Origin of the sequence: Rhodococcus sp. 27YEA6, from assembly GCF_044908235.1 — a bacterium.
GTDB classification, from domain to species: Bacteria; Actinomycetota; Actinomycetes; order Mycobacteriales; family Mycobacteriaceae; genus Rhodococcus_F; species Rhodococcus_F qingshengii.
This window is the reverse complement of sequence record NZ_JBIYCY010000004.1, coordinates 260,722-276,136: the sequence shown is the minus strand read 5'-3', so window position 1 is coordinate 276,136 and position 15,415 is coordinate 260,722. Positions and strand designations below refer to the sequence as shown.

The following is a 15,415-nucleotide window of genomic DNA, read 5'->3' as shown; positions in this document are numbered from 1 at the left end:
ACTGTAAGTGCCTTGGGAAGGATTGGTCAATGGTTGATTCCGAAGTGGTGGACCGCTCGGCAGGCAGGGAGGTCGTGTCGCCGCCCACTGCGCGCGTAGTGCGGGTTATCGACTTTTTGGTGCGTAACCAGGGGAAGCGCTTCGGTCTTTCAGAGCTTGCGCGCCGATGCGAAATCACCAAACCGACCTGTCTCGGCATCGTGACCGAACTGACCGCGTGCGGATATCTCATTCGTGACACACAGACCAAGTCTTACGGGCTTGGGCCAGCATTGGTCTCGGCCGGGCGGGCGGCCCAGCGCGATTTTGCGCTGGGCTCGATGGTGCGCGACCGTCTCGAGGGCCTGAGTGAGCAGTTCAGCGCTATCTGTATGGCATCGGCCGTGGTTGGCGACAATGTCATGGTTCTCGAGATGGTCGCGCCCCCGGGCGTCGAGCCGCCGGCCAGTGTCGGCGACGTGTATCCGTTCGCGCCGCCGCTGGGGCTCATGTTCATGCTGTGGGAACCGGACGAGGAGCTGGAACGTTGGCTGCGGAGCGAGTCCGCGCTGGCTGTCGGGACAGACTTCGAACACATCCGGCTGATGGCCGCCGAGTGCCGGGCGGAAGGATATCTGGTTGAGAACCTCTCGCCGACCGTTCAGCGGTTGCACCGGCTGATGGCCGGGGTTGCTGCGCACGACGTGCCGCCTGCCGTACTCGAGCTTGTCGGTGACCTGGTGTCGAGTCTGGGCGAGCGGAGATTCCTCGGGGAAGCGGTTCGCGCTTCCGCTGGAAAACACCCAGTCAGCCTGGTAGCGGCCCCGACCTTCGACGCGGACGGTCACCAGTCTCTCGTTTTGACCGTCTACGTCGGCGGCGAGATCAGCAACCTTGAAATCGCCAACCGAGCGTTGGCACTGAAACAGGTGGCCGACGCGGTGACATCCGACGTCGGTGGCCGCAATCCCTTTGCCGGCCGCGGACATTGACCGTTGACTGATCAGGAATTGGCTTGTAACCTCAATCCGTTCCCATATCCGACCGTGCTGGTCGATATTTAGACCGTCAATGGAAGTTGCGGCGCCCGAGTCCGATTGCTCCCGGTCGCCGCACTGCCCGGGTCGTTCAGTTCTGGGACGCAATTTGTGTGAGGCGTATCGACGCTAAGGCTGCGGCCGTGCGAGGAGGCTGTCGCCGACGTCTCTTCGGCGATGTGTGGGGCTTTGCGTCGAGCGAATCTCACTGACACGTAACGACTCCCGAGGAGTTCCTTGATGACCACCATGATCGACCAGTCTTTGAGTGTCGACGATGTCAGCGATCTGATCGCCGATGCCTTCGACTGGGGCATACATCTTGCCGGGTTTTACGAATTGCGGCACGTCTACACGGGTTTGGAGGGGCAGCCGGCATATCGCGGGCTCAATCGTCTCCAGCCGATCCTCGATTTGTTCGACGCCAAGGTTCGCATCGCCACGACAGTAAATGCCTCGACGCTCTATTCCGGTGGGATGTTCGACTTGTCGAACGATCCGGTCGTCATCGAAGCTCCGGGCGTAGCTGACGGTCGGTACTGGAGTATTCAGGCACTTGGCCCGAACATTGACTGGTTCTTCATGGCCGGATCGCAATTCACCGGAAATGGGCCGCAGCGATACGTGATCGTTGGTCCGAGGTGGAGAGGCCTCCTACCTGCCGGGTTCGCTGGCACTGAGGTCGTGCGATCACCGTCCGATGCATTCGTGCTCACTATTCGCGTGGCAGTGACGAGTCGAACTGAGCAGGACCTGGCCGGTGCACGGGCCGCGGTGACGGGCGTCCGCGCGGCTCCACTTTCGCTGTGGCACGCCGGCGGTGGCCGCGTTCCGGACCTCGTGGATCAGCCAATTGTCAAGTCCGACTACGCCACGTTTCCGCGGATGGACCTGATTGCCGACATCGGAAAGTCGATGACCGCGATCGACTATCTACAGCTCCTGAGTTTGGTAATCAACGATCCTTCCATGACTCGCCGGTCGGATTCGGTAAAGGAGCGGGAAGCCCTCGCGAATCTCGCTCGGCTCGGGTTGCGTCCGGGGACTTGCTTCGACCCCTCGCAGATCACCGATGAACAGCGCGAGATGATCGATCGCGGATTCGCGCGGGCGCGGACCGATGCCAGGCAGGCATTCGAGAAGACGCAGGTGGATATGAGCGGGTGGAAGTTGCAATCCAGCCTTTTCTACGACGATCTCGACTACCGTGCCAAAGCTGGTGCTAACGACGTGGCGTGGGGCACCCCAGTGCCCTTTCAGTCCCACACAATTGGTTACCTGTTCGACGACGCCGAGGGTTTCCCTCTCGATGGTGCGAACTGCTACACCATTACATTTGACGTGGAGGATTTGCCGCCGGTCACCGAGTTCTGGGAGCTCCCGGTATACGACTCTCAGGGCTACTTTATCGAAAACTCTGAGAACCGTTACAGCGCAACGAGTTACCTCGCGCGAGCCGGAGAATACGCCGTTCGGGACGGGAAGTTGACGTTCTACCTCCAGGCTGAGCGACCCTCTGATTCTGATCTTGCCAGGAATTGGCTTCCTGTCTCCGCGACGGATGGCTTCCAGATTGCGGCTCGCTTCTACGGCCCCCTGGCGCAGCTGATCGACGGCACCTATCCGATGCCCCCGGTGGTGCGCGCGGGGGCATGACCCTCGGGTTCCGGTCCCCGCCTTCGTAGGCGCGAATGGCCACTCTTTCATCGACTGTCTGTGTATGAATTGAGTTGGTGTACAAGTTGAGTCGGATCCATGATGCGAGCCGGACCCAGTGCCGAGGCGGTCCGGCAGTAGTGGAAATCTGCCGGACCGTATCGGTTCCGCGACTGTCGAAGGCAACCTGTGCGAGAAGATCCGCACCTCTGGGTATCACAACGGAAGGTGGAAGATCTCGAATCGTTTCGGGAGAAGTACGCGGCCGAGCGCGACAAACGTCTGCCGAATACCGGGGCCGACACCGTTCAGGCGATTGATTTCGAAGGTACTTTCGCATCGTTCGACAGCGATCCGAATGCGAGCGATTCTCGCACCGCACCGCCGTTGACCGCCGATCTCGACGTGCTCATCGTCGGCGCCGGCTTCATGGGTATCAGTGCTGGCGTCGAACTGAAGAAAGTCGGTGTCACCAACTTCAAGATTCTTGATGTCGCAACGGACTTCGGCGGCACCTGGTATTGGAATCGGTACCCGGGTGTGCGCTGTGACGTCGAGTCGTACGTCTACCTGCCTTACCTGGAAGAGACCGGTTACATCCCGACTGAGCATATCTACTCGGGCTGCATGATCGGTCCAGGCTGGTTCGCAGGTCGCCGTTGGGTGGCGCCGATGCGACTCAAAGACCTGCGCTTCCCGGCGAGCGGACCGGTCGCGGCCGAGATCGCGGACGGTTCGTACCTTGCGATCTACTGGGTACACGAGCCGGAGACGGAACAGGTCGAGGCATGGGCCCGTACCCAGGTTGGCGAGCTGTACGCCGCCGGCCGCGGATTCGCCGAGCGTGAGCACGTGTGCATAATGACGCCTGCCGAATGAGGCACCCTGATCTCGATACGCCGGCGCGTGCGGACATCGAGCCGATATTTTGCGAGCCTTAACGGCCAGTCGGTCGACGCGGGCGCGGTGGCCGTCACCAATTGACATTCCCTGCTCGGCGTAGATGTTCGAGACGGTGCTGTTCACTGCGGTCGTAGATGCATTCGCACGCTCGCCAGGGTGCCGGTGAACGGAACGGAATCGACGGCTGTCGGCGCTCTGCGAACGCCGCCGTCCTTTTCGTGTTCCAAGGCCGAAGACAGCGATCTTCCGAGCGCTGACAGACCACAGAAGCGTCAGCGAGGCAATTCCATTCACAAGAACATAGTCCGGAGGTTCGCGAGAGTGTTTCCGGCCGAACTGTTTACGGTGACTGGGCGCGCAGGAGATCTGCGGCGGCCGATGCCATCGAGTGGAGAACATCGGGGGCGATCGGACTCGGCGCCGTCGCGGACAGCTGAGTCAACGTCGTCCCGACTGCGGCCACGATCGCGTCGGCAACCAAGGTGAAACCGCCACTCTCCGTGATGATTCGGAAAGCGAAAGACGCATCGCCGATGTTCGGGTCCGACGCTCCGCCGACGCGATAGGTGATTGTCGTTCCGTCGGCATCGGTTCCCGAATACTCCGCACACCCAGCCAGCGTGGTCTGAAGTTTCTCGAAAGCTGCTGCTGCCGCGGTGCCGTCGGCGTACGAAGCAGAGTCCTGATCGATGCTCGTGAAATCGGGGCCGGTGAACATGTCGGAGAGGTCGGCGACCGATCCGGGAGCCTGGGTGGCTATCGGCGCCAGAACCTGGGCGCAGACGGCGGGGTCGGTGCTCGACTTGTCCGCCTCCGAATTCTCCGGCGCCGGTGCGAGGCCGAGGTCGTCGACCGGGTCGGGAACTACGTCGAAGTCGGCAGGTAGCTCGGACAGGGTGAGCGCGGCTCGTTGCAGGCCGTCACGGTCGAGAGGCGCCCCGCTCAGCGGTGCGGCCGGAGCAGCCGTGAACGGCGCCAAGCCGACCTGTGGGGCGGAAACCTGCGTAGTCGTGTCGGCACCAGGCGAGTCGTCCGAGCCGCAACCGGTCACGACGAACAGTGCCGCCGTTGCGGTCAGACCAAGTGCGAGAAGCGACCGGCGTGTCACGATTCCCACCGAATGCTGTTGGAGATGGTCTGCCGGATCACCGAGGAGCTGTCCGGGTCGCCGTATGCCTGGTCGCCGCCGACGGTCATCTGTCCGTCGATCGGCAAGGGGAGTGAGAGGTCGACGGTGAGGTTTCCGGAGCCGGCCATGACGTACTGATCGATGTTCAGCGTTCCGGCGTCACCGGCCAGGTTCCAGACCGGGCTCTGCGGGGTCTGCGATACGTCCACCGCGAGCGAAAGCCGATTGCCCTCGCGCGCGGTGAGCGTGACGGTGGTTGTCTGATCGAGCAGGATTTCGCTGCTGACTTGCTGCCGAACCACCCAACGTGCGCCGACACCGACCGGAGCGTCGGGGAGTGCGACGGTCCGGTAGACCGCTTGGCCCAGCGCTTGTTCGATTGCAGCGCGGGCAGCATTGGCCGAGTTGGCGGAGGGCTTCAACCGTAGGGCGGTGATGGCGCCCGAATCCGTGACCGACAATCCGGCCGCAGACCCGTCGGCCCCGCTCAGCGCAGCCTGCAGCGTTGCATCGGGCGAGGTCATCGACGACAGCGTGAGGTCTACGACTGCGGTGGGATCGTCAGCGGTCACGTTTGCCGAGAGCGGGATCGTGATCTCCGGCGAAGAGAAATCCTGCGCCGGTTGTTGATCGATCTGCTGACTCACGACGGCCTGGGTGACGAGCGTCGCCGTCTGCGTGGTGCCGACAGGCAAGTTCGTACGCAAAACCTCGCGCGGCTCGCTTCCCGCCTCGAGAACTTCGACCGTCGCGGCGGTCACCGGAACAGTCACCTCACTCGGCGAGGAGGTCGGGGTGTTCGGAGGTTGATCCGAACCGCCGCAAGCGGTGAGAACGGTGGTGAGAGCGAGGGCAGCGAGGGCGAACGGAACGCGTCGGCCGGTCGTGGACAGCAGTGGCACGCGCTCCAGGCTAGCCGCAGTTGCAGAGTGCGTGACCCGGTGCGGTGAACATGAGGGATGATGGTTGCGTGAGTACAGACCACCCAGACCGAGATGTCAACGCGGAGGATCAGCCGATTACCGAAATCTCGAAGGCCGACGAGCCCGAAACCGTGAAACCGGAAGCCGTGAAATCGGAAGACGGTGACCTGGCGGTTGCGCCGGTCGAAAAGCCCCGCCGGCTGACCATGCTCATTGCCATCGCCGCTGTCATCCTGCTCTCGGACATTCTCACGAAGGTGTGGGCAGTCGCCGCGGTCAAACCGGGGCAGCCGATCGAAATCATCGGTGACGTGGTCACATTCACGATGGTGCGCAATCCGGGGGCAGCGTTCTCGATGGCGACGTCGATGACGTGGATCCTCACTCTCGTCGCAATCGGTGTGGTCATCGGTGTGATCAAGATCGGTCGCACGCTCCGATCACCGTGGTGGGCGCTCGGTCTCGGCCTCGTTCTCGGCGGCGCGCTGGGTAACCTCGTCGACCGATTCTTCCGCTCTCCCGGAATCATGCGCGGACATGTGGTGGATTTCGTCTCCGTCGGCTGGTGGCCGGTGTTCAACATCGCGGATTCCGCGATCGTCTGTGGCGCGATTCTGCTCGTCGTCCTGACACTGTTCGGCTTCGAACCCAACGGTGAACGCCTGCGTGATCACAAGGCGGACGACAAGAAGCTCACCGAATCGAAGGCTGCAGCCGAGGGAGAAACCAAGTGAGGGAATCCCGTTCGATGCCCGTGCCCGACGGTCTCGATGCCATGCGCGTCGATGCCGGCCTCGCGCGCCTTCTCGGACTCTCGCGCACCGTGGTCGCGACACTCGCGGAAGAAGGCTCGGTACTCGTCGACGGTGTGGCCGTCGGCAAGTCCGATCGTCTGACCGCAGGGTCGTGGCTCGAGGTAGTCCTGCCCGAACCGCCGCGGCCCCTGACCATCGAAGCGACACCGGTCGAGGGAATGGAGATCCTCTACGCCGACGACGACGTCGTGGCAGTCGACAAGCCCGTCGGAGTTGCCGCGCACGCCAGCGTCGGGTGGACGGGACCGACCGTCATCGGCGGACTTGCCGCGGCCGGTTTCCGCATCTCGACGTCCGGTGCCCATGAGCGTCAGGGCATCGTCCACCGCCTGGACGTCGGAACGTCGGGTGTCATGGTGGTTGCCACATCCGAGCGCGCGTACACGTTGCTCAAGCGCGCTTTCAAGCAGCGGACCATCGACAAGCGCTACCACGCTCTCGTGCAGGGACACCCCGACCCGAGCAGCGGAACGATCGACGCGCCCATCGGACGCCATCACGGGAACGACTGGCGATTCACGGTCACGGCCGACGGCAAGCCCAGCGTCACTCACTACGACACCATCGAGGCGTTCCAGGCAGCGAGTCTGCTGGACGTGCACCTCGAAACCGGTCGCACACACCAGATCCGTGTCCACTTTTCGGCGTTGCGCCATCCGTGCTGCGGCGACCTGACCTACGGCGCGGACCCTCGACTTGCCGAAAGGCTCGGCCTCGAGCGCCAGTGGCTGCACGCCGTGTCTCTTGGATTCGCACATCCGGCGGACGGTCGCTGGGTCGAGATCAAGAGCAAGTACCCGAAGGATCTCGAACACGCACTCGAAGTTCTCCGGTCCTCATGACACCGCGCGGGCTTACCCCCGCGCTGGCCGTCGTCGCGCTGGTGGTCGGTGTGGCGGCGGTGGTGGGCGTGGGGTTCGCGAATCCCGTGCCGACCCCGCCGATCCGGACGGACACTCTGGGTCCGGACAGTGGGGAAGCTGTCCCGGACTACCTCGACCGAGCGCGAGATTCTGTTGCGTCGGTCGACGGGCCGGTGTGGGCGTTGGTCTCGTTCACGAAGGCACTCACCGTCGGCGAGGTCATCACGTCGACCAGCAGTGTTCAGGTGCCGGGCGCTGAGGTCTCGGGCGTTCGCGTGTCCAGGGTCATGTTCCGAGTTCCGATCGAGCGCGTCCAGACGCCGCTCATGTCGGTGCCCGTTCCCGACAACGACGAAGCAGTGCGCAGATCGCCCGGTGTTGCAGCCACGCGACTGGTCTCGCTCGGCGGCGACACCGATCGCCAGCAACAGGTGGCGCTCGCGTCGGCGAAGCAATTGTCCGCCGGGTGCGCCTGCGCGGTGGGCGTGCTGGTGCGAGCTACTCCCGAAGGACTCGAAGCGATCGAACATGACTCGAACGTCCGTGCAGTGGAAGCGTTGCCGTCCGACGCCTCGCCGTGGTTGGCAGCCGTCCGTCCCTTGCTGCCGGAGTACGTGGACGTCGTTGCTCCCGGCCCCGACGACGGACCGGTCCCGTGAACTCCGGTTCTGTGAACAAGGACGAACGCGCTGAGTCCCGTTCGTCCTCGGGGATCTTCTACGGTGTGGCGGCTTTCCTGTTGTGGGGAACGTTCCCGGCCTTCTTCGGATTACTCGACTTCGCCGATCCGGTCGAGATCCTTGCGCACCGGGTGGTGTGGACCCTTCTGTTGATGCTGATCGTGTTGGCCTTTGCCGGCCGCCTCGGATCGCTTCGCGGAATCAGCGCACGCACCTGGCTGCTGGTGACCGCGGCGTCAGCCGCGATCGCCGTGAACTGGGGAACGTACATCTATGCCGTGGTGTCAGGCCGCGTCGTGGAGGCGGCTCTCGGGTACTTCATCAACCCGCTGGTCACCGTTCTGCTCGGCGTCGTGATCTTCCGCGAACGATTGCGTCCCGCCCAGATCGCCGCGCTCGTTCTCGCTGCCACGGCAGTTGTGGTGATCACGGTCGACTTCGGGAAACCTCCGATCGTCGCTTTGCTGCTCGCCGGCTCGTTTGCCACCTATGGGTTGGTCAAGAAGGTGGTTCCGCTCGATCCTCGAACCAGTTTGACTGCCGAGGGAGTCGTTGCCGCACCGTTCGCGGTCGGCTATCTCGTGTTTCTCGGCCTGACCGGGGCCGGTGCATTCATCAGCAGCGGTACCGGGCACAGCCTGTTGCTGCTTGCCGCCGGCCCGGTCACCGCGCTGCCGCTGCTCCTGTTCGGCGTCGCCGCTCAGAGAGTTCCGTTGGCGACGATGGGCATGCTGCAGTACCTCACCCCGGCGCTCCAGATGGCGTGGGGTGTGGCCGTCATGCACGAGGACATGCCGGCCTCACGCTGGATCGGCTTTGTTCTGATCTGGGCTGCACTGGTGATCTTCACGACAGACACCTTCGTCGCCGGTCGACGTTCGCGGCGTTCGGTGAGGTCGAGCGCCGAACCCGAGGTTCCGGTCACGTGACCGGAGGCGGCGCACGGCGATTCCGCTACGTCGGTCGCCGGTCGTGTCGGCAGCGCGGCATACACTCGATCTCGCTCCCAGACCTTCAGAGAGGCGCACGTGGCTGACTCGTTCGTACATCTTCACAATCACACCGAGTACTCGATGCTCGACGGTGCGGCCAAGGTCGGCGCCATGTTCGAGGAGGCCGCTCGTCTCGAAATGACCGCAGTCGGCATGACCGACCACGGAAACATGTACGGCGCCAGCCAGTTCTACAACGAGGCAAAGAGCGCCGGCATCAAGCCGATCATCGGCATCGAGGCCTACATCGCACCCGAGTCTCGCTTCAACACCAAGCGAGTTCTGTGGGGCGATCGCAGCCAGAAGTCCGACGACGTCTCCGGTAGCGGTGCGTACACGCACATGACGATGGTGGCCGAGAACGCGACCGGACTCCGAAACCTCTTCAAGCTGTCTTCTCTCGCGTCCATCGAGGGACAGCTCGGCAAGTGGCCTCGCATGGACGAGGAGCTCATCGCCGCGCACGCCGAGGGCATCATCGCCACCACGGGCTGCCCGTCCGGTGAGATCCAGACCCGCCTTCGTCTCGGCCACGATCGCGAGGCTCTCGAAGCTGCCGCGAAGTGGCAGGAGATCTGGGGCCCGGACAACTTCTTCCTCGAACTGATGGATCACGGTCTCTCGATCGAGCGCCGTGTGCGAGAGGGTCTGCTCGACATCGGCAAGCAACTCGGTATTCCGCCACTTGCCACCAACGACTGCCATTACGTCACCAAGGACGCCGCCGAGAATCACGAGGCGCTGCTCTGCATTCAGACCGGCAAGACGCTCTCCGACCCCACTCGCTTCAAGTTCGACGGCGACGGCTACTACCTCAAGTCCGCTGCCGAGATGCGCGCCATCTGGGACAACGAGGTACCGGGGGCATGCGACAACACCGTTGCCATCGGCGAGCGTGTGCAGTCGTACGAGGACGTGTGGGCGTTCCACGACCGCATGCCGATCTTCCCGGTCCCGGAGGGACACACGCAGCAGACCTTCCTGCGCGCCGAGGTGATGCGCGGACTCGATCGCCGCTTCCCGAGCGGACCGCCGCAGGAGTACCTCGCCCGCGCCGACTACGAGATCGGCGTCATCAACGAAATGGGCTTCCCGGCCTACTTCCTCGTGGTCGGCGACCTGATCAACCACGCCAAGGACGTCGGGATCCGTGTCGGGCCCGGCCGTGGATCGGCTGCCGGTTCGTTGGTGGCCTACGCGATGGGTATCACCAACATCGACCCCATCCCGTACGGGTTGCTGTTCGAGCGATTCCTCAACCCCGAGCGTGTGTCCATGCCCGATATCGATATCGACTTCGATGATCGCCGTCGCGGCGAGATGGTTCGCTACGCGACGGACAAGTGGGGCAACGACAAGGTCGCCCAGGTCATCACCTTCGGCACCATCAAGACCAAGGCTGCCATCAAGGACTCGGCTCGCGTCCAGTTCGGCAAGCCGGGCTTCGCCATCGCCGATCAGATCACCAAGGCACTCCCGCCGCCCATCATGGCCAAGGACATCTCTGTCTCCGGTATCACCGATCCGAAGCACGAGCGGTACAAGGAGGCCGTCGAGGTTCGAGCACTCATCGACTCCAGCCCGGACGTCGCGAAGATCTACAAGACTGCGGTGGGTCTGGAGGGGCTGATCCGTAACGCCGGTGTGCACGCCTGCGCGGTCATCATGTCGTCCGAACCGCTCACCGACGCAATCCCGGTCTGGAAGCGCGCCCAGGACGGCGCAATCATCACCGGGTGGGACTACCCCTCGTGTGAAGCCATCGGCCTGCTCAAGATGGACTTCCTCGGTCTGCGAAACCTCACGGTCATCGGCGACACGCTCGAGAACATCAAAGCCAACCGCGGCATCGACCTCGACCTCGACACTTTGCCGATGGACGATGCGGCAACATACGAACTGCTCGCCCGCGGCGACACTCTCGGTGTGTTCCAGCTCGACGGCGGCGGTATGCGCGAGTTGCTGAAACTGATGCAGCCCACCGGATTCGGCGACATCGTCGCCGCCTTGGCGCTGTATCGACCGGGACCGATGGGTGTGGACGCCCACATCTCGTACGCCAAGCGCAAGAACGCCTTGGAAGACGTCAAGCCGATTCACCCCGAATTGGAGGAGCCGCTCGCGGAGATCCTCTCGGAGACCTACGGCCTGATCATCTACCAGGAGCAGATCATGCAACTGGCGCAGAAGGTGGCCGGGTATACCCTGGGTCAGGCCGACTTGCTGCGTCGCGCCATGGGTAAGAAGAAGCTGTCCGAGCTGGAAAAGGCCTACGCCGGCTTCCGGCAGGGCATGTTGGACAACAACTTCAGCGAAGCCGCCATCAAGGCGCTGTGGGACACGGTCCTTCCCTTCGCCGGCTACGCGTTCAACAAGTCGCACTCCGCCGGCTACGGACTCGTGTCGTACTGGACTGCGTACCTCAAGGCGAACTACCCGGCCGAGTACATGGCGGGTCTGCTGACCTCCGTCGGTGACGACAAGGACAAGTCCGCGATCTACCTCGCAGACTGCCGCAAGTTGGGCATCACCGTTCTCCCACCGGACGTCAACGAATCGCGAGTCGACTTCGCGACCGTCGGTGACGACATCCGTTTCGGTATGGGGTCGGTGCGTAACGTCGGCGCCAACGTCGTCGCCTCGATCATCAAGGCGCGCACCGAGAAGTCGAAGTTCACCGATTTCTCCGACTATCTCGGCAAGATCGACGCGATGGCTTGCAACAAGAAGGTCACCGAATCGCTCATCAAGGCCGGTGCTTTCGACTCGTTGGGTCATCCGCGCAAGGGCCTGATGTTGGTTCATGCCGACGCCATCGATTCCGTGATGAGCACCAAGAAGGCGGAGGCGATCGGACAGTTCGACCTCTTCGGCGGTGCCGAGGCGGACGAGTCGATCACCTCGGTGTTCGACGTCAAGATTCCTGACGAAGAGTGGGAATCCAAGCATCGCCTGGCGCTCGAACGAGAGATGCTGGGGCTGTACGTTTCCGGTCACCCGCTCAACGGCGTCGAGCACATTCTTCGCCAGCAGTCCGACACGTCCATCGCCGCGATACTGGAAGGCGGCGTCCAGGACGGTGCCCAGGTAACTCTCGGCGGCATCATCGCCTCGGTGGACCGCCGGGTCAACAAGAACGGTCTGACCTGGTGCATCGTGCAGCTCGAAGATCTCGTGGGTGGAATCGAGGTGCTGTTCTTCCCACAGGCGTACGCCGTGTACGGAATGGACATCGCCGAGGATGCCATTGTGTTGGTCAAGGCTCGCGTCTCGATCCGAGACGATCGGATGTCACTGATCGGCAACGACCTTGCGGTACCTGATATTTCGGCGATCGGGGTTGCGCGTCCGCTGTCGGTCTCGCTGCCGCTTCGGCAATGCACCAAGGACAAGCTCAGTGCTCTCAAGCAGGTGTTGACCAGGCATCCGGGGACGTCCGATGTCCATGTCCGACTGATCGGCGGAACCGAAATCAGCTTGTGGAAGGTCGACGACGTCCTTCGGGTCGAACCGTCCTCGGCACTGATGGGCGACCTGAAGGCTTTGCTCGGACCGAGTTGCCTGACGGTCTGACCGCCGAGCGGACCTGAACCGAACGAAGGGACCTTGCTGCTGATGCAGCAAGGTCCCTTCGTGGTTCGCGGGAGTTCGGGGGAGTGCGGTGATCAGGTGGTGCGTGAGTAGTGCACGCGCCGTACCCACCACGTGACTACAGCGGCCGTTGCGGCAGTCAGTACGGCCACCTGCATCGACTGCGTGACGGCACCGGCGACGACGAACAGCACGAACCCGACCACGAGAGCTTCGATCTTGTACAGCGGCCACCGAGTTCCGGCCAGATCGACGCAATAGTCGGGGGAGGGGCAGTCGGGGGAGGGGCGTGATTCGCGAGTGGAGATATCTGCGGTGGTCATCTCGTCCCTTTCCGATACGGCTGTTCGAAGCTGTGGTTTCAGAGTAGCCAGAGATGAGAGTTCGGGCAAGCGAACTTTATTGATCGGCTGCTCACTTAATCGATCAACCAGGGGAGTGCGCGGGCGACAGGCCTGGTCGGCGTGGTTCGGTGGCCAAGGTGCTCGAGTGGGTGTTCACTGGTACACATGCCAATCACAGGTGAGTACGAACCCAGTCCAGCGTCGTGGGCCGCCGATCAGGTCGCACGCATCGAGAACTCCGGTGGCACCGAGGGAAACGACATGAACGGCATGCCCGTCGTCGTTCTCACGACCATCGGGGCAAAGTCCGGCAAGGTCAGGAAGACGCCGCTGATGCGGGTCGAGCACGACGGTTCGTATGCCGTTGTGGCTTCGCTCGGTGGCGCCCCGAAGAATCCGGTCTGGTACTACAACGTCAAAGCCGACCCGCACGTCACGCTGCGTGACGCGACGCAGGTCTTCGACCTGGTTGCTCGGGAAGTCACCGGCGACGAGAAGGCGGTCTGGTGGGAGCGCGCTGTCGCTGCGTACCCCGACTACGCCGATTATCAGACGAAGACCGATCGTGAGATTCCGGTGTTCGTGCTCGAACCCAAGTAACCCCGCATTCCACAAGAAGCGCTGCATCAATCACAAGTAAATCGTCACTCCCGGGGGTCGGCGATCCCGACTCCCGTGAGTGTGTCATGGAGGTCTGATGAGTCCGAAAACCGTTGCAGATCAATTGGTTCAGCAGCTCGTTGACGCGGGTGTCAGTCGGATCTACGGCATTGTCGGTGACAGTCTCAATCCCATCGTCGATGCGGTTCGTCGCACCGGTGGTTCCGAGAAGGGCGGAATCGATTGGATACACGTCCGGCATGAGGAAGCAGCCGCCTTTGCGGCCGCAGCGGATGCCCAGATCACCGGAAAACTCGCAGTGTGTGCCGGATCCTGCGGTCCCGGAAACCTTCACCTGATCAACGGCCTGTACGACGCTCATCGTTCGGGCGCGCCGGTCCTCGCGATCGCCTCGCACATCCCCAGCGCCCAGATCGGAATGGGCTACTTTCAGGAAACGCATCCCGAGCGGATCTTCATCGAATGTTCGAGTTACACCGAACTCGTCAGCACGGCAGTCCAATCACCTCGCGTGGTGCAGTCGGCGATTCAGCATTCGGTGGCTCGAAACGGCGTCTCGGTGATCGTGCTTCCCGGGGACATCGCCGATTGTCCGGCAGAAGGCACCCCGCCGACGCTCGTCGAAACCCGAAGGCCGACAGTCGTTCCGGATGCCGGTGACGTCAAGGCGTTGGCAGATGTGATCAACGGCTCGCGTAAGGTTGCGATCTTCGCCGGCGCGGGCGTGCGAGATGCGCGCGCGGAGGTTCTGGCGTTGGCCGAAACCGTCGGCGCTCCCATCGGGCATTCACTGCGTGGCAAGGAATGGATCCAGTACGACAATCCATACGACGTCGGGATGACCGGATTGCTCGGTTACGGTGCGGCGCACGACGGTATCCACGGCGCCGATCTCCTGCTCCTGATCGGTACGGACTTTCCCTACGATCAGTTCTTGCCCGACGACGTTCGTACCGCTCAGATCGACATCGCGGCCGAGCGGTTGGGGCGTCGAACCAGCCTGGACCTGGCTGTGCACGGCGACGTCGCGAGCACCTTGAGCGCACTGATTCCGCAGCTCGATCGAAAGACCGACCGCGGGTTCCTGGAGGACACGCTCGCCAAGCACAACACTCTGATGACCAAAGTGGTTGGTGCATATACGGATCCGGTCAAGCAGCGCACGCCGATTCACCCCGAGTATGCGGCCTCGATCTTGGACGATCTGGCAGCCGACGACGCAATCTTCACCGCCGACACCGGGATGTGCAACGTGTGGACGGCGCGCTATCTCAATCCGAACGGATCGAGACGCTTCATCTCCTCGGCGCTGCACGGATCGATGTCCAATGCGCTCCCACACGCGATGGGTGCTGCATGGTCGAGTCCGGGGCGTCAGGTCATCTCGGTGTCGGGCGACGGTGGATTGTCGATGCTGCTCGGTGAGTTGGTCACCGTCGCGATGTACAAGTTGCCGGTCAAGATCGTGGTGTTCAACAACTCGACGCTCGGAATGGTCAAGCTCGAGATGCTGGTCGACGGCCTTCCGGATTTCGGGGTCGACGTGCCCGCGGTCGACTACGCGGCGGTTGCTGCTGCGCTCGGTATCTTTTCGCGCCGAATCGAGAATCCCGCGGATATCGAAGCGGGCCTACGCGCCGCGCTCGATCACGACGGTCCGGCCTTGGTTGATCTGGTGACCGATCCGCTGGCATTGTCGTTGCCGCCCACCATCACCGGTGGTCAGATGAAGGGCTTCGCTTTGGCGATGTCGAAGATGGTGATGAACGGCGGCGTCGGCGAGGCAGTACAGATGGCCAAGTCGAATCTGCGGAACGTGCCACGTCCCTCACAGTTGGATCCGCGCGGCTGACCTACCGCCACCCTGCCTCGCAGACCATGC

General features: G+C 62.9%; 13 protein-coding genes. 10 read left to right on the top strand and 3 right to left on the bottom strand.

Going from position 1 to position 15,415, the window contains the following annotated elements:
- Positions 1 to 29 precede the first annotated feature (29 nt).
- The 3 genes from ABH939_RS13875 to ABH939_RS13865 all read left to right on the top strand — a co-directional run bounded on the left by ABH939_RS13875 (position 30) and on the right by ABH939_RS13865 (position 3,551).
- Positions 30 to 971, top strand: coding sequence for a helix-turn-helix domain-containing protein (locus ABH939_RS13875; protein ID WP_404649722.1), 942 nt, complete (start codon positions 30 to 32; stop codon positions 969 to 971).
- A 285-nt stretch (positions 972 to 1,256) separates the two neighbouring features.
- Positions 1,257 to 2,672 carry a DUF1254 domain-containing protein gene (locus ABH939_RS13870; protein ID WP_404649721.1) on the top strand — a complete coding sequence of 472 codons (1,416 nt, stop codon included), beginning with the start codon at positions 1,257 to 1,259 and terminating at the stop codon, positions 2,670 to 2,672.
- A 228-nt stretch (positions 2,673 to 2,900) separates the two neighbouring features.
- Positions 2,901 to 3,551 carry an NAD(P)-binding protein gene (locus tag ABH939_RS13865; RefSeq protein ID WP_404649720.1) on the top strand — a complete coding sequence of 217 codons (651 nt, stop codon included), beginning with the start codon at positions 2,901 to 2,903 and terminating at the stop codon, positions 3,549 to 3,551.
- A gap of 364 nt (positions 3,552 to 3,915) precedes the next feature.
- Here the strand turns inward: ABH939_RS13865 and ABH939_RS13860 are convergent, their stop codons facing one another.
- Both ABH939_RS13860 and ABH939_RS13855 read right to left on the bottom strand, forming a co-directional pair.
- The gene (locus ABH939_RS13860; RefSeq protein ID WP_404649719.1) at positions 3,916 to 4,683 is read right to left on the bottom strand and encodes a sensor domain-containing protein; all 768 of its coding nucleotides are present in this window, start codon (positions 4,681 to 4,683) and stop codon (positions 3,916 to 3,918) included.
- On the bottom strand, positions 4,680 to 5,606 hold the full coding sequence (locus ABH939_RS13855; RefSeq protein WP_063316140.1) for a hypothetical protein: 927 nt from the start codon (positions 5,604 to 5,606) through the stop codon (positions 4,680 to 4,682). Before ABH939_RS13855 ends, ABH939_RS13860 begins: the two co-directional genes overlap by 4 nt.
- A gap of 68 nt (positions 5,607 to 5,674) precedes the next feature.
- Here ABH939_RS13855 and lspA point away from each other — a divergent pair, with 68 nt between their 5' ends.
- The 5 genes from lspA (at position 5,675) to dnaE (ending at position 12,550) form a co-directional block, all read left to right on the top strand.
- Positions 5,675 to 6,361: a signal peptidase II gene (gene lspA / locus ABH939_RS13850; protein WP_003941684.1), complete on the top strand. Its 687-nt coding sequence runs from the start codon at positions 5,675 to 5,677 to the stop codon at positions 6,359 to 6,361.
- The gene (locus ABH939_RS13845; protein WP_007733161.1) at positions 6,358 to 7,284 is read left to right on the top strand and encodes an RluA family pseudouridine synthase; all 927 of its coding nucleotides are present in this window, start codon (positions 6,358 to 6,360) and stop codon (positions 7,282 to 7,284) included. Before lspA ends, ABH939_RS13845 begins: the two co-directional genes overlap by 4 nt.
- A complete protein-coding gene (locus ABH939_RS13840; protein ID WP_083058789.1) occupies positions 7,281 to 7,964 on the top strand; it encodes a hypothetical protein in 684 nt (227 codons plus the stop codon). Before ABH939_RS13845 ends, ABH939_RS13840 begins: the two co-directional genes overlap by 4 nt.
- Positions 7,961 to 8,914, top strand: a complete 954-nt coding sequence (gene rarD / locus ABH939_RS13835; protein WP_007733157.1) for an EamA family transporter RarD — start codon at positions 7,961 to 7,963, stop codon at positions 8,912 to 8,914. Before ABH939_RS13840 ends, rarD begins: the two co-directional genes overlap by 4 nt.
- A gap of 99 nt (positions 8,915 to 9,013) precedes the next feature.
- Complete coding sequence (gene dnaE / locus ABH939_RS13830) at positions 9,014 to 12,550, top strand: DNA polymerase III subunit alpha (protein ID WP_404649718.1); 3,537 nt, start codon at positions 9,014 to 9,016, stop codon at positions 12,548 to 12,550.
- A 92-nt stretch (positions 12,551 to 12,642) separates the two neighbouring features.
- Here dnaE and ABH939_RS13825 read toward each other — a convergent pair whose 3' ends face one another.
- A complete protein-coding gene (locus ABH939_RS13825; protein ID WP_404649717.1) occupies positions 12,643 to 12,891 on the bottom strand; it encodes a hypothetical protein in 249 nt (82 codons plus the stop codon).
- Between the two features lie 186 nt (positions 12,892 to 13,077).
- On the opposite strand from ABH939_RS13825, the gene ABH939_RS13820 reads away from it, so the two are divergent.
- Positions 13,078 to 13,512, top strand: a complete 435-nt coding sequence (locus tag ABH939_RS13820; protein WP_003941666.1) for a nitroreductase family deazaflavin-dependent oxidoreductase — start codon at positions 13,078 to 13,080, stop codon at positions 13,510 to 13,512.
- A 97-nt stretch (positions 13,513 to 13,609) separates the two neighbouring features.
- A complete protein-coding gene (locus ABH939_RS13815; RefSeq protein ID WP_020969844.1) occupies positions 13,610 to 15,385 on the top strand; it encodes a pyruvate dehydrogenase in 1,776 nt (591 codons plus the stop codon).
- Positions 15,386 to 15,415 lie beyond the last annotated feature (30 nt).